The 13,672-nt window shown below is 52.0% G+C and carries 16 protein-coding genes; 10 read left to right on the top strand and 6 right to left on the bottom strand.

Features of this window, described 5'->3' with window-relative positions; genetic code table 11:
• Positions 1 to 20 precede the first annotated feature (20 nt).
• The gene (locus O4H49_RS12690; RefSeq protein WP_269423809.1) at positions 21 to 827 is read right to left on the bottom strand and encodes a DUF3426 domain-containing protein; all 807 of its coding nucleotides are present in this window, start codon (positions 825 to 827) and stop codon (positions 21 to 23) included.
• Between the two features lie 197 nt (positions 828 to 1,024).
• On the opposite strand from O4H49_RS12690, the gene ftsE reads away from it, so the two are divergent.
• Genes ftsE through O4H49_RS12665 form a run of 5 tightly spaced genes read left to right on the top strand, consistent with a single transcriptional unit; the run spans position 1,025 to position 4,247 of the window.
• On the top strand, positions 1,025 to 1,741 hold the full coding sequence (gene ftsE, locus O4H49_RS12685; protein ID WP_269423808.1) for a cell division ATP-binding protein FtsE: 717 nt from the start codon (positions 1,025 to 1,027) through the stop codon (positions 1,739 to 1,741).
• A complete protein-coding gene (locus tag O4H49_RS12680; protein WP_269423807.1) occupies positions 1,742 to 2,632 on the top strand; it encodes a cell division protein FtsX in 891 nt (296 codons plus the stop codon). It begins immediately after the preceding gene.
• 44 nt (positions 2,633 to 2,676) lie between these two features.
• The gene (locus O4H49_RS12675; protein WP_269423806.1) at positions 2,677 to 3,306 is read left to right on the top strand and encodes a YdcF family protein; all 630 of its coding nucleotides are present in this window, start codon (positions 2,677 to 2,679) and stop codon (positions 3,304 to 3,306) included.
• A 4-nt stretch (positions 3,307 to 3,310) separates the two neighbouring features.
• Positions 3,311 to 4,051: a lysophospholipid acyltransferase family protein gene (locus O4H49_RS12670; protein WP_269423805.1), complete on the top strand. Its 741-nt coding sequence runs from the start codon at positions 3,311 to 3,313 to the stop codon at positions 4,049 to 4,051.
• Positions 4,044 to 4,247, top strand: a complete 204-nt coding sequence (locus O4H49_RS12665; protein ID WP_269423804.1) for a hypothetical protein — start codon at positions 4,044 to 4,046, stop codon at positions 4,245 to 4,247. The genes O4H49_RS12670 and O4H49_RS12665 overlap by 8 nt, the downstream gene beginning before the upstream one ends.
• 12 nt (positions 4,248 to 4,259) lie before the next feature.
• Here the strand turns inward: O4H49_RS12665 and O4H49_RS12660 are convergent, their stop codons facing one another.
• Complete coding sequence (locus O4H49_RS12660) at positions 4,260 to 4,850, bottom strand: gamma-glutamylcyclotransferase (protein ID WP_269423803.1); 591 nt, start codon at positions 4,848 to 4,850, stop codon at positions 4,260 to 4,262.
• 126 nt (positions 4,851 to 4,976) lie between these two features.
• Between O4H49_RS12660 and O4H49_RS12655 the strand changes: the two genes are divergently transcribed.
• A complete protein-coding gene (locus O4H49_RS12655) occupies positions 4,977 to 6,050 on the top strand; it encodes a DUF2125 domain-containing protein (RefSeq protein ID WP_269423802.1) in 1,074 nt (357 codons plus the stop codon).
• 62 nt (positions 6,051 to 6,112) lie between these two features.
• Here O4H49_RS12655 and O4H49_RS12650 read toward each other — a convergent pair whose 3' ends face one another.
• Genes O4H49_RS12650 through O4H49_RS12640 form a run of 3 tightly spaced genes read right to left on the bottom strand, consistent with a single transcriptional unit; the run spans position 6,113 to position 9,016 of the window.
• Positions 6,113 to 7,054 (bottom strand): prephenate/arogenate dehydrogenase family protein, encoded by a 942-nt coding sequence (locus O4H49_RS12650; protein ID WP_269423801.1) that lies wholly within the window; start codon positions 7,052 to 7,054, stop codon positions 6,113 to 6,115.
• Complete coding sequence (hisC, locus tag O4H49_RS12645; RefSeq protein WP_269423800.1) at positions 7,044 to 8,129, bottom strand: histidinol-phosphate transaminase; 1,086 nt, start codon at positions 8,127 to 8,129, stop codon at positions 7,044 to 7,046. Before hisC ends, O4H49_RS12650 begins: the two co-directional genes overlap by 11 nt.
• 50 nt (positions 8,130 to 8,179) lie before the next feature.
• Positions 8,180 to 9,016: a chorismate mutase gene (locus tag O4H49_RS12640; RefSeq protein ID WP_269423799.1), complete on the bottom strand. Its 837-nt coding sequence runs from the start codon at positions 9,014 to 9,016 to the stop codon at positions 8,180 to 8,182.
• Positions 9,017 to 9,329: 313 nt separating this feature from the next.
• Between O4H49_RS12640 and metX the strand changes: the two genes are divergently transcribed.
• Both metX and metW read left to right on the top strand, forming a co-directional pair.
• Positions 9,330 to 10,517, top strand: coding sequence for a homoserine O-acetyltransferase MetX (gene metX / locus O4H49_RS12635; protein ID WP_269423798.1), 1,188 nt, complete (start codon positions 9,330 to 9,332; stop codon positions 10,515 to 10,517).
• A complete protein-coding gene (metW, locus tag O4H49_RS12630; RefSeq protein ID WP_269423797.1) occupies positions 10,514 to 11,122 on the top strand; it encodes a methionine biosynthesis protein MetW in 609 nt (202 codons plus the stop codon). The genes metX and metW overlap by 4 nt, the downstream gene beginning before the upstream one ends.
• A 109-nt stretch (positions 11,123 to 11,231) precedes the next feature.
• Here metW and O4H49_RS12625 read toward each other — a convergent pair whose 3' ends face one another.
• The gene (locus tag O4H49_RS12625) at positions 11,232 to 11,999 is read right to left on the bottom strand and encodes a class I SAM-dependent methyltransferase (protein WP_269423796.1); all 768 of its coding nucleotides are present in this window, start codon (positions 11,997 to 11,999) and stop codon (positions 11,232 to 11,234) included.
• Between the two features lie 186 nt (positions 12,000 to 12,185).
• On the opposite strand from O4H49_RS12625, the gene gloB reads away from it, so the two are divergent.
• Both gloB and O4H49_RS12615 read left to right on the top strand, forming a co-directional pair.
• On the top strand, positions 12,186 to 12,953 hold the full coding sequence (gene gloB / locus O4H49_RS12620; protein ID WP_269423795.1) for a hydroxyacylglutathione hydrolase: 768 nt from the start codon (positions 12,186 to 12,188) through the stop codon (positions 12,951 to 12,953).
• A gap of 71 nt (positions 12,954 to 13,024) precedes the next feature.
• On the top strand, positions 13,025 to 13,642 hold the full coding sequence (locus O4H49_RS12615) for a glutathione S-transferase N-terminal domain-containing protein (protein ID WP_269423794.1): 618 nt from the start codon (positions 13,025 to 13,027) through the stop codon (positions 13,640 to 13,642).
• Positions 13,643 to 13,672 lie beyond the last annotated feature (30 nt).

Below are 13,672 nucleotides of genomic sequence, written 5' to 3'. Positions count from 1 at the left end.
CACAGGCGCCAGCCCGCGGCTTACTCTTCCACTGGTTCAAAATCAGGGATTTGCAAGGCTTCTTCATCAGAAATAAACCGCACATCCGACAGTACAGCCTTGGAAGAGTTCACCAGTTCTATGGAAAAACTGGTCGTCTCATCCGGGGCCAGAAAAGACACGTCGAGTTTGAGTGTTTTCCGGGACACAGCCCTCCCATCCTGATCGAGCAAAGCGCCGATCAGCTTGGGAACAATAATAACCTCATCTGTGACGTTCTTTACGTCTCCTGAAACGACGATAACTTTCTTGCCATCGTTCGTCGCCCGCTCGTTCTTCTGGTTTTCAATTTCCAGGCCTTTTCCTGCTGGAAATTCCACTTCAAGATGGAGCAGATCATATACTTTCATGGCTTCGGGAACAGTAGAGACGATCAAGATTCTTTCAAACCAGAAACCGTATCCCAGTCCACTCAGAACCAGCAGGAGCAACAACCAGCCCCACAGGCCTCCGCGTCCTTGCTTTTCCTGACGATCCGGAGCAAAGCCTCTCGGACGCTTGCTTTTGATTTTTTTCCCTGGCTCAACAAAATCATCGTCGAGTGGGGGCGGGCCGTTCAAGGCACCATCAGAGAGGTTATCCGTCTCTTGGTCAAAAGAAGTCCTGTCAGCACTGCTCTGATTGCTTTCGACTGCAGTACCAGAAACATCGACCTCGGTTGTTTCCTCCTCCGGCAGCTGCAACCAGACATGACGGCAACTGCTGCACCGGACTTTACGTCCGTCAGTACCCAGTGCTGCAGAATCAAGTCGAAACTTGCTGCTACATTCAGGACAAGAGAGAATCATTGGGCCCACCACCAGCGAAGAAGCATATTCGGGAGTAACGATATCATTACCACTTTAATTTATAGGGTGCGGGAAAAGCGAAGGCAAGACAAGCACATCCAGTTTTGTCCTCCACCCCGGGACTCTGAGAATATTAGCAGCACAAGCCTTTACGCTCCCAACTAAAATATGCCATTGTTTGATCCTCTTTCACTGCCATGGATTTCAAACCTTTGGTTCGTTTTCAGGATGTCCATTTGCGCTACGGAAACGGTCCGGATGTACTTCATCAGGTCAACCTGACACTGGAGCCCGGCTCGTTTCATTTCATGGTCGGCCCCAGCGGTGCGGGGAAATCCTCTTTATTGCGCCTTATGTATCTCGCTCACCGCCCCACCACAGGAAGGCTCAGCCTTTTCGGGCGCGATGTCTCACAGCTTGATCGCAAAGAAACCAGCATGCTGCGCCGGAGAATTGGCATCATATTCCAGGATTTCCGCCTGCTCGATCATCTCACTGCCCTGGAAAATGTCGCTCTTCCCCTGACCATCACCGGGATGCCGCTGGAAAAGGTACGCCGTAATGTTAGCGAACTGCTTTCCTGGGTCGGGCTTGCAGATAATCTTGATTCGAAACCACCAACTCTTTCTGGTGGTCAACAGCAACGCGTAGCGATTGCCAGGGCCGTTATTGGCCGCCCCAGTCTGCTTCTGGCTGATGAGCCGACCGGGAATCTCGACGACAAGATTGCCGAGCGGCTTCTGTTTCTTTTTGAAGAACTCAACAAACGTGGCACAACCATTGTTGTTGCTTCACATAATGAGGCACTTGTTAACCGGTTCAACCATCCTGTCTTCAAGATCATCAATGGAGAAGTCCGTCTGATTCGCTCGGCGCCAGTCATAGAGCAGAACACCGAGAGCGGAGCTGCCTGAATGTTTGGCTCTCGTAACGACGTGCCCCTGGACAAGGATGCCTCCAGCCGTTTTTTACCCTGGCTGATCGCCGTCATGGTTTATCTGGCGACCATGTCTCTTATTGTTGCCCTAACCATGAACAAACTGGCCAATCGCTGGGATCAGGGCTTGTCCAACAGCCTTACAATCCAGGTTCCTGCGGGGCAGTCCCCCGCAGAGCGTCTGGCCATCGAAAAAAAGACTGTATTGCTCTTGCAGGAATTTAAAAAAATTCCGGATGTCAAAAAAGCGGAAATGCTCACCGATGGCGAGTTGAACAAATTACTTGAACCCTGGTTGGGAAAAGATGTCGTGCTCCACGATCTCCCGATCCCTCTTCTCATTTCTATCGAGCTTTCACAATCTTCAGCCCGGACACTTGACGCGATCAACGCTTTGACGGCTCAAAACCTGCCGACGGCCAGTATTGATGATCACCAGCGCTGGCTTGGAAATCTGTTGGGACTCGCCAAAATTATCGGTACAGTTTCCCTGCTGGTCGTGCTTCTTGTCGGCGGGGCTGCAGCCCTGATGGTCATCCTGGTCACCCGGATGGGGCTCGCCATTCATCGTCAGGTCGTTGAGCTTTTTCATTTGATGGGGGCCCAGGATGCCTACATCGCCAACCGCTTTCAACTTCATGCCCTGAAGCTGAGCATGGCAGGTGGCTTTGCAGGCCTTCTGCTTGCCGGCTTGACCATTGCAGCCTTCAGTACTCTTCTCGGACAGGCGAACAGCGCTCTGCTTCCAAGCTTCACCCTCACCGCAACAGAATGGGGTCTCCTTCTGCTGATCCCGGTCGGGGCATCCCTTGTCGCCATGATCACCGCCCGTCTGACTGTGCTCCGCAGTCTCGCCTTAATGCCGTGATAAGGCAGGGATCAGTGATGTGAAAAACAGGAAAGATTTTCTTCGTGTTTCGTAGATCAGCAAAAGGCAGCTTTATTAGCCTGCGATTAAGCTCATTTATAATTGTTTCAAGCCTTCTCTTCTGGATCGGGGGCTTTTTCTGGTTTGCCGCGACCTTGCCGGAAGAGACAAGCAGCCACGTCGCCCCAGTGGATGCGATCGTCGTGCTCACTGGTGGCAGCGACAGAATCAACACCGGTCTCGAACTTCTTGCCAACGGTCAGGCAAAAAAGCTCTTTATCTCGGGTGTCTATCAGGGGGTTGAGGTCCGGGAGCTTCTTTCCCTTTCCCAACAGGCCCCGAACAATCTGGAATGTTGTGTGACGCTGGGCTATGAAGCTGATGATACCCGGGGCAATGCGCTTGAGACCAAAAGCTGGCTGGACGAACAGGGGTACAAATCCCTGCGCCTCGTCACAGCTTCTTATCATATGCCCCGCAGTTTACTCGAATTCCGTCATGCCATGCCCCAGGCAACCATCCAGCCTTACCCGGTGTTTCCCTCGAATGTAAGACACAAGGACTGGTGGATGTGGCCCGGCAGCATGACCTTGATTCTTTCTGAATATAATAAATTTCTTTTGGCCCAGATCCGCAACTGGGGTGAAGACCTGCGAGATAAACTGATCGGATAAACCAATGATTTTCTTTCGCTCCCTGACGTTCAACGTCTGCTATCTGATCTGGTGTCTAATCTATTTCACCCCTTGCCTTCTTCTGATGATTTTTCCGCAACGCTTTATGCTCGTCGCCGGGCGTTACTGGGCTGTCGTGGTCTTCTGGCTGCTCAAGACAATCTGTGGCACGACCTACGAAATACGGGGGGTCGAAAATCGACCAAAAGACCAAGGTTTTCTTATTGTGAGTAAACATCAGTCAGCCTGGGAAACCATTGCTCTGATGGCCTTCAATACCAATCCCTGCTTTATTCTGAAGAAAGAGCTTCTACGTATCCCGATGTTCGGCTGGTACCTCTGGAAAGGGGGAGTCGTCGCAATTGACCGCAAGGCAGGGACAAAAGCTCTCCGCCAGATGATCAAGGAATCGCAACAGCCTTTGTCTGATAAACGTCCCATCATCATTTTTCCCGAAGGGACCCGGGCGGCTCCCGATCAGGAGCCCAAATACCAGACCGGTATTGCAGCACTCTATACTGGACTTGGCGTGACAGTCAGTCCCGTCGCACTGAATTCCGGGTTATTCTGGGGGCGCGATGCTTTTGTCAAGAAACCAGGCAAGATTATCATGGAATATCTGCCACCAATTCCCCCCGGTCTCGACCGGAAGGTTTTTATGAAAAGAATGCAGGACACCATCGAAGAAGCCAGTAATCGTCTTATGGACGAGGCCCGTCAGGCAGAGGTAAAAGAAAATGGCTGAACCAAGAAAATGCCCCAAGTGTTCCACCGAGATCGGACGGGATGATGACATCTGCTATGCCTGTGGGGAACATGTCCCCATCAACCATCCCTGGTATACATTGCCGCTGGGCGGCGTAATCGTGATTGGCTTGTTTTGGTTTTTGACCGACGTAGATGCCCTGATTGCATATTTTAACAGTTTACTGCAGCAATAGGCGACCAGGGCTTCAGGGAAGCGTCTTCATGGCATCCTGAACCTGTGACAACAGCTCTTCAAGACCTGGATCGTTAATCTCGAGTGCCTTCAGATGCCCTACAGTATTTTCAAGATACTCGTAACAACGACCGCTGCTGCCTACTCCCTGCAGAACGTGTGCAATCAGCTCCTGCTTGCTCAGTTTGCCGGCATATTGTTCATGTTTCACATCAGCAACAAACGTAGCCGCCGGGATTGTCTCTCCGGACTTCAACTCGACCTCGACCCAGCGGGGATGATAAACGCCAGAAATCATTTCCCGTTCAAACAGGTAATCGAGAACCACATCCCGCTCGGCTGCCGGAACACGATACGCCATGCCGATACAGGACTCCCCCTGATCCAGCCCCAGCACCAGCCCGGGACATTCCGGTGTTCCTCTGTAAAAATAGGAATAAATACAAAAATGTCGATGGTATCCCTGTAGTATCGCAGGCTGAACCTCCACATGAGGAAAGCCGGGATTCCACATCAGGGAACCATATCCAAAGACCCAGAACTCCCGGCCTGGTTCAACGGGCAGGTGTTCATCATAAAAGGCCCTTAGTTCAGGGGTCGACATTGCTCCACTACTCCGAATCGTCTATGCGTATGAACGATCAAGTTTATCGACTGGCCTCCCGAACATAAAGGGATCGCCAGAAATAGCTATTCAAAACGCCCTTCAGTTACTCGCGAGACAGGCCCCATGTCAGTTATCCCTCCAGAAACATCATCCCCACTGCCACCACCACCGGGCAGCTTGGCAAAACGTATGTTTTTTGCAGGGATCATCCTGTGTGGTTTCATTTTGCTTCTCGCGGTTGCCTATTGGTTCTGGGCAGCAAAACAGATGGAAACCGGTCTGTCACACTGGGTTGAAAAGCAACAGGCGCGGGGGTTTGAAATCACCCACGGGACTCTTGCTCTTTCGGGCTTCCCCTTTGTTGTGAAAGCAAGCCTGGCAACACCCAAAATCCGCTCTCCTGAAGGTTGGTCCTGGCAGACAGAAAGACTGGTTGCTGAAGCAGCTCCCTGGTCCCCGCTTTCGATGACACTCGATCTTTCTCAGGAACATCTGATCAACGGCCTGCCTTATCAGGAACCTGCTATCCGCATACAAAGCAACCGGGCCACAGCGACAGCCAGAATCACCTTGAAAGGGGAACTTCTCCATGCCCGCCTGCAGGCCGATGATCTCTTTATTCTGCGTGAAGGGCATCATTCTCTGGAAATTGCAAGCCTGGACAGCACGCTGGGTCCCCTGCGCCCGGCTTCCGGAGGAGCAACTTTACAGGAATTCGATATCACCCTGAATGCACAGGACGTCAGCCACCCCGAGCTGGAAAAAACACCTCTGAAAGGCCCGATATCCCAACTCCAGCTGCAAGGCACTCTCTACGGGGATCTGCCAAAAGCCAAACTCGACAAGGCTCTTCATATCTGGCGGGATTCTGGTGGTTTTTTATCCCTGCATGACGCCAGCCTTCGCTGGGGTCCCTTGCTGGTGGATGCCCGTGGCAAGCTGGCACTCGACATTCGACTGCGTCCTGAGGGAAAACTCGACAGCCGGATTGAAGGGGCCGATGGGGTGGTCGAGCAAATGGAAAAATCCGGTCTTCTGAACAAAGGGCAAAGCTTTGGCATGAGGCTATCCCTCGCGGCTCTCGGCAAAAACAATAGTCGAGGCCGCCATGAAATCAACGTCCCGCTGTTGCTTCAGGATGGCTGGCTTTCCCTTGGTCCCATAGCCTTGCTTCCCTTGCCGCCACTGGTTCAATAAAAGGGATCACCTCAAAAACAAACAGGCTCCCAAACCGGGAGCCTGCTTCCTGAAAAATATGCCTATTGTTTTTTCGGATCCTCATCCGGCTCACGCGCATCAAAAGTTCCGGCCTGATGTGCATCAACAATACCCCGACGGACTTCCCGGGTCCGGCGAAAGAGATCTTCAAGAACATCTCCCTCCCCCCAGCGCACCGCCCGTTGCAGGACGGTCAGATCTTCCGTAAAACGCTGCAGCATCTCCAACACAGCTTCTCGGTTGTTGAGGAAAACATCCCGCCACATAATCGGATCAGACGCGGCAATTCGGGTGAAGTCCCTGAAGCCACCCGCAGAAAACTTGATGACATCATTCTGGTCCGTTTCTTCCAGATCTGTTGCTGTCCCAACAATGGTATAGGCAATGAGATGTGGCAGATGCGATGTAATCGCCAGAACCTTGTCGTGCCGGTGCGGAGTCATGATTTCAACCATGCTTCCCAGAGCAGTCCAGAAACCTGAAACCTTCGCGATCGCCTGTGCGTCTGTCCCGACAACCGGGGTCAGAATACACCAGCGACCTTCAAACAATTCAGCAAAACCTGCCTCTGGTCCGGAATGTTCGGTCCCTGCAATCGGGTGCCCGGGAACAAAATGAACCCCATCAGGCAAATGCTGCCCAACATCCCGAATAACAGACTCTTTGACAGAACCTACGTCACTGACAATGGCGCCCGCTTTCAAAGATGGTGCCATTGCAGCAGCCAGATCATCATAGGTACTTACAGGCGTACAGAGAATGATCAGATCCGCATCCCTGACCGCTTCTGCCGGGGTATCATAAACAGCATCGACCAGACCGAGCTTTTTAACTGTGTTGCGTGTCGCCTCGGAACGGGCGCAGGTTACAACCTCAGATGCCAGCCCCTTCTTCTTGATCGCCCGGGCCAGTGAAGAGCCAATCAGACCGATCCCGATCAAGGCTACCTTTTGAAACAGGGGTTTCCCCTTTTCATGATCCATTGACAAATACGGTCAGATTTTCAACCACCGCCCTCATTTCTTCGTCTGTTCCAATACTGATTCTCAAGAAGCCTGGCAAACCGTAGGCTCCCATACCTCGCACAAGGATTCCTCGCTGCTTGAGAAACTCCAGTGCAGCTGCAGCCTTCTCAGCTGCTTTGAAATCCAGCAGGACAAAATTTGCAACAGACATGCGGGTTTCCAGCCCCAATTCCGTCACTTGCTGACAGAACCAGCCCAGCAGCCGCGCATTTAGTTCTCTCGAACGTTCAATGTGTGCTTTGTCCTTGATCGCAGCAACTCCAGCAGCCTGGGCTGCAAGACTCACATTAAACGGCCCCCGGACACGGTTGAGAACATCAGCAACTTCCGGAGGACAGTAAGCCCAGCCCAGACGCAGGGATGCCAGACCGTGGATTTTGGAAAAAGTCCGGGTCATGACCACATTACCGAATTCCTCAACCATCTCAGCACCACTGATATAGTCCGGACTGTCCACGTATTCACAATAGGCAGCATCAATTACCAGCAAAACATCTTCGTTGAGATTTTCACGCAGATAACGCAGCTCTTTTTCCGTAATATAACTGCCGGTCGGATTATTCGGGTTGGCCAGGAACATGATTTTGGTCTTGTCAGTGACCGCGCCAAGCATGGCATCAACATCAATCCGCAGGTCCTTTTCTGCAGCTTTGACCGGAACGGCACCAGCTGTCTTTGCCCCAATCGGATACATCAGAAAGCCATGTTCGTTATAGACGATCTCGTCGCCGATACCGACATAGGATCTTATCAGCAGGGCGAGAAGTTCATCAGAACCGGCCCCACAAACTATCTGCTCGGCAACAAGACCTTCGGCTTCTGCAATCCCATTTCGAAGCAGATATGAACCACCATCCGGATATCGATGAAGATTGTCTACGATTCCCCGATAAGCCGTTTTCGCAGCATCCGAAGCCCCAAGCGGGTTTTCATTGGAAGCCAAGCGGCAGATCCGGTCGACACCTTCAACTTTAGATTCTCCACCAACATAAGGGGAAACATCCATAATTCCGGGTTGTGGTTTAAGAGCCATTCTCTGAACTTTCATATCTATCGGAAAAATAACGGCCTTGCAGCCGGTTGTTACGCCTCTGTCAGGGGAACAGCGTAACCACCAATCGTCCAGGCATGGGTAATGCGCTGGTCCGAAAGTTCCCCCAGATGCGCCAGACGTGAATCACCCGGCGCAACATAATCATCCACTTCGATCAACTGCAAACTATACGCAGGATCAGGGGCATGGATCTGGATATTAAGAGAAGGAAGACCTGCTTTATCAAGCAGGCTTTTCAAGGTAGAGCGGGAAAGGGGCTCCCCTGATTCAGCAACAACATAGCTTCTGTCAGCACCAGTTGGTTCCTGTGTATCCTGAGCTACGATAACCGCTTCAGCCAATTCTGTGCCACTTGCATTGTAAAACGGCAAACGGGCAATAATCCGTGTATTGGTCGCGGCTTCGCCTTGGGCAAGAGCCAGCCACCAGGGATTATCATCACCCGTGAAAGGCAGAGGCAAGACCCCGACTGTCGTCTGTCCATCAGTGACTTCCCGCAGGACAGACATCACGGTCTGACACCCCCGGATAGGGGTCATCATGCCAAAATGTTCCCGGGCAAGATCATAGAATTTCGTATCATTTTCCGGGGCGTGAACGGAAACGGCCATTTCACTGCCAAGCTGGGCACTACTGGCAAAAATCTCGCGCCAGATTCTAACAACAACGGCTTTTGGCAATATCCCCTGATGGCGGCTCACCAGACGCCGCAGGACCTGAGCCTCCCGGCCGGGGCGCAAACCAAGCTTTGCCTGCTCGTTTTGAGCAGAAATCACCTGAATAACACCCGCGCGTTTCATCAACAGATCATGAATCTGCGTGTCAATTTCATCGATCTGACCTCGAAGATCGGCAAGCTGTTCCATCTCAGATAAAATTCCCTGATACCTGTTCCTAAAACCGAGTCAAACAGATAGACACAGCCCGGTTGAAAAGCAAAGGAAAGATTCTTTAAAAACCTTTGCCAAACCATTCTTTCTTGCACGCCAGCACCCCCGGCGATAAAAGCGTTGCATAAGATCAACAGACGCCGTTTTGAACAGTTTTATGACCGGACAAGACTGAGTAAACAGTGACAAACTCTGGGAAGGCCTCTAGCCTGCTGAACAAGTAAATGCTTTTCCCGGCTCTTCGTACTTTCCAGAGTGTGTAAAACCAGAGTGAGACAGCCCTGTCGCGATGACTGATACCAACTGCCATAAGATCCGCATTCAGGACAAAACAGTCCAGCTCCCTGGTCAACGGGTTTTGTTTGAAGACCCGATGCCTTTGGACAGCGGCCTGTCGTTTGGGCCGATTGAGATCGCCTATCAGACCTATGGTACACTGAATGCGGACAAAACCAATGCCGTCCTGATCTGTCATGCCCTGACGGGTGACCAGTTCGTTTCAGAGACCCATCCCATCACAGAAAAGCCCGGCTGGTGGTCTTTGATGGTTGGACCAGGCAAGGCGATTGATACTGAAAAGTATTTTGTGATCTGCAGCAGTGTGATCGGTGGGTGCATGGGCTCAACCGGCCCCGTCTCGGTCAATCCGGAAACAGGCAATCCCTATGGTCTCAATTTTCCGGTCATTACAATCGGGGATATGGTGCGTGCGCAAAAACGCCTGATTGACCACATGGGCATAAAAAAGCTGTTCTGTGTCATCGGTGGTTCTATGGGGGGCATGCAGGTCCTGCAGTGGGCAGTCAGTTATCCCGAAATGGTTTTTGCTGCAATTCCCATTGCCACAGCACCGCGGCACACTGCACAGAACATTGCTTTCCACGAGGTCGGTCGCCAGGCAATCATGGCCGATCCTGACTGGTGTCACGGGGCCTATCTGGAAAAAAACAAAGTTCCAAGAGCCGGTTTGTCTGTTGCCCGGATGACGGCCCATGTCACCTACCTTTCTGAACCTGCACTTCATCGCAAATTCGGGCGCAGGCTTCAGGATCGTTCCAATCTCACCTATGGCTTTGACGCAGACTTTCAGGTCGAAAGTTATCTGCGCCACCAGGGCTATACCTTTGTCGAACGCTTCGACGCCAACTCCTATCTCTATATCACCCGGGCCATGGACTACTTTGACCTGGCAGCTGAGCACAAGGGGCGCCTGGCGAATGCTTTCAAGGACTCCCCGGTGCGTTTCTGTGTGGTCTCATTCACAAGCGACTGGTTGTTCCCGACCAAAGCCAACAGGGATATCGTTCACGCCCTCAACGCCGTTGCGGCCGATGTCTCCTTCGTCGAAGTGGAAAGCGATGCCGGCCACGATGCTTTCCTGCTTGATGAGCCCGAGTTTCACGAAACCATCGACGGTTTTGTAAAGGGCTGTGCCGAACGCTGGTTCAATGGACATGGCAAGGGGGCAATATCATGACGGCGAAAAACAACAGCTTAAGAAGCGACCTCCGGCTTATAGCAGACATGATTGAGCCCGATAGCCGGGTGCTTGATATTGGTTGTGATGATGGTGCGTTGCTGGACTTCCTTGTCCACAACCGGGCTGTTTCCGGGCGCGGGGTAGAACTCTCGCAAAAAGGTGTCAACCTCTGCGTGGCACGTGGCCTTTCGGTTATTCAGGGTAACGCCGATACCGATCTGCAGTATTATCCGGACGATGCTTTTGATTACGCTATTCTAAGCCAGACAATTCAGGCGACCAACAATCCCCGGCATGTCCTGGAAGAGCTGTTGCGTATCGGTCAGAAAGCCATCGTTTCATTCCCCAATTTTGGGCACTGGCGTGTGCGTTCCAGCCTTGCTTTTGCTGGCAGGATGCCTGTGACACAGTCACTTTCTTTCCAGTGGTACGAAACACCGAATATTCACTTCTGCACCGTCGATGATTTTTTTGCACTCTGTCAGGATATGAATATCCGCATAGCCAAAACGCTGTTCCTCGATGAACGTGGCCGCCAGAAAAAGTTACTGTTCCCCAACCTTACAGCGCAGCAGGCAATCTTTTTTCTTCATCGGAAGTAAGCTTCTAAACTGACCGGATAATCCCAGAAATTTCTCAAAAAGAAAGCAGGCTCGCCTCGGTCAGAAAACGGCTCCGCGGCGAAATAAGCTCAGACTGGCCGCATCTTTTTCAAGGTTTGTCTTTTTTCACAACCTGGCGAAAAGGACTGTTTTTCTGGAAGACACTCGGCACATTGGCCAAGCCGGGGCGCTTTATCCCCGCAGCCCGCTTGCGTGTGCTGGGAATATAGAGCTGCTTGCCTGCCTCAACGGTTAAAACACCGGCAAAGGTAGGGAAAAATCGCCGTCCGATTCTTTCCCAGGCAGGGGCAGCCTGGAGAATTGTTGCTCGTTGGCTCGGAGGAACATAGAGTGATCGCTTGGTGCTCATCGGGACAAAGAGCGTATCATCAAGAAGCTGGGAGATCTGTGAACGGCTGAAGGGATGCCCCCAGCCAAAAGGCGTTTTATCAATTCGCGCCCAGATCCCCCGACGATTCGGTGTAACGATCAGCAAGCGGCCGTCACTGGTCAAGACCCTCCAGATCTCCCGGAGCATATCCCTCAGGTATTCGCTACTTTCCAGACCGTGCACCAGCAGGACCCGATCGACAGAATAGTCTGGTAATGGCAACATCGTCTCATCAACCAGTGACGTTTTCCCTGGTCCGCCTTTCGGCCAGTGGCATACACCCTGCGACGCGGGCATGAAGGCCATAACCCGATCGGCCTCGTCTTCAAACTGCGTCAGATACGGGGTCGTATACCCAAGCCCAAGCACTGTTTTTCCACGTACATCGCGCCAGTGATCACGGATATTTCCACGGATGACATGGGCCGCCACCGCCCCCAGCCGCGTACCATAGAAATCCTGTAGATCAACTACGTCTGTCCACATGATGCTCTCTGAAAAGATAAGTTTGCCATTTTCAGAATCTTACCCGGAATTGGATCCGTAAAGAGCCCGTAAAGAGATAACGATATCCCGGAAAAGAATAAAACGGCAGTCGATCTTTAAAACATAGGGCGCTAAGATCGCATTAACAAATGAAAAGCCACCGCAACACAGCAGGAACCGCCCCCCATGCCATTAGAGGTCAGACAAATCCCCATTCTCAGTGATAATTACTGTTATCTCCTGCGAGACCCGGTTTCTGGCGCTGTTGCGGTCATTGATCCCGGAGAAGCCCAGCCAGTAATGCAGCAAGCCGGTTCTTGCGGCTGGAAAATCACCCATATTCTGCTGACCCATCACCATCACGACCACATCGGCGGCATTGCAGAGATCAAGGCCGCAACCGGGGCAACGGTTATCGGCCCGGCCAAAGAGCAGCAAAAAATCTCCCTGCTTGAGCAAACTCTCGATGGAGGCCAGCAACTGCTGTTCGGTTCTGAAACAGCCGAAATTTTTTCCGTTCCCGGGCACACCCTCGGACATATTGCCTTCTGGTTCAGGAATTCAGCCCTGCTCTTTTCCGGTGACAGTCTTTTTGCCCTCGGTTGTGGCCGTCTTTTCGAAGGCACAGGAGAAATGATGTGGCAGTCACTGAAGCAGTACCTCAGCCTGCCTCCGGAAACACTTGTCTATTGCGCCCACGAATACACCCTCTCCAACGCCCGTTTTGCCTTGAACGTCGACCCGGATAATTCAGATCTGATCCAACGGGTTGAAGAGATAGAAAGACTGAGACAACACAGCCAGCCGACGGTGCCAAGCCGCCTTGGTGATGAATTTGCCACCAATCCCTTTCTCCGGCCGGGAGACCCTAAAATCAGAAAGAGACTCGCGATGAGCCAGGCATCCGACGAAGAGGTCTTTACAGAACTGCGTCACCGGAAAGATAATTTTTAACCATCCTTTTCTTGTTTCAACATGAAACAACTCTAATTTAAAACCTCTCGTCCTAAGTTGTGGAGCCTCCAATGCAACTCTATTATTCCCCGACCTCCCCCTACGTGCGCAAAGTCCTGATGGTTGCAATTGAAAAAGGGCTGGATCAGGAAATTGAAACTGTTCCCGCCCCGACCTTCACCGCAGACTCACCTATTTGGCAAACCAATCCCTTGGGAAAGGTTCCTGCCCTGACAACAAGGGAGGGCAGTGTCCTCTGTAATTCTCCTTTGATCTGCGAATATCTGGACAGCCTCTCCGAAAACACCTCCCTGATCCCTCGCAGCGGTGAAACAAGATGGCGCACTCAGAATGCGCATGCCTTGGCTGATGGCATTATGGATGCAAGTATTCTCCGCACCATGGAACGAAGACTCCGTCCTGAAAAACTGCAGTGGTCAGGTCTTCATGATCAGCAGCGCATGAAGATCGACAAGGCCCTGGATTTTTTTGAGCAGGCTCTGTCTTCCGGGAACTTTGGCACCAGCTTTGCGATGGGCGAGATTGCTCTTGCCTGTGCCTTGGCTTATCTGGATTTCAGATATGGTGATGAGAACTGGCGCTCTGGGCACCCGGGACTGGCACAATGGCTTGAAACCGTATCCACTCGGCCATCCTTTGTAAAAACCTCGCCACCCAAAAACCTCTAGCCTCTCCCCCGGCACAACATGCCTGGGGCT

The sequence above is a fragment of the Kiloniella laminariae genome (assembly GCF_027214005.1).
GTDB lineage: Bacteria > Pseudomonadota > Alphaproteobacteria > Kiloniellales > Kiloniellaceae > Kiloniella > Kiloniella laminariae_A.
The sequence above is the reverse complement of the archived record's forward strand: the minus strand, read 5'-3'. Positions and strand labels throughout refer to the sequence as shown.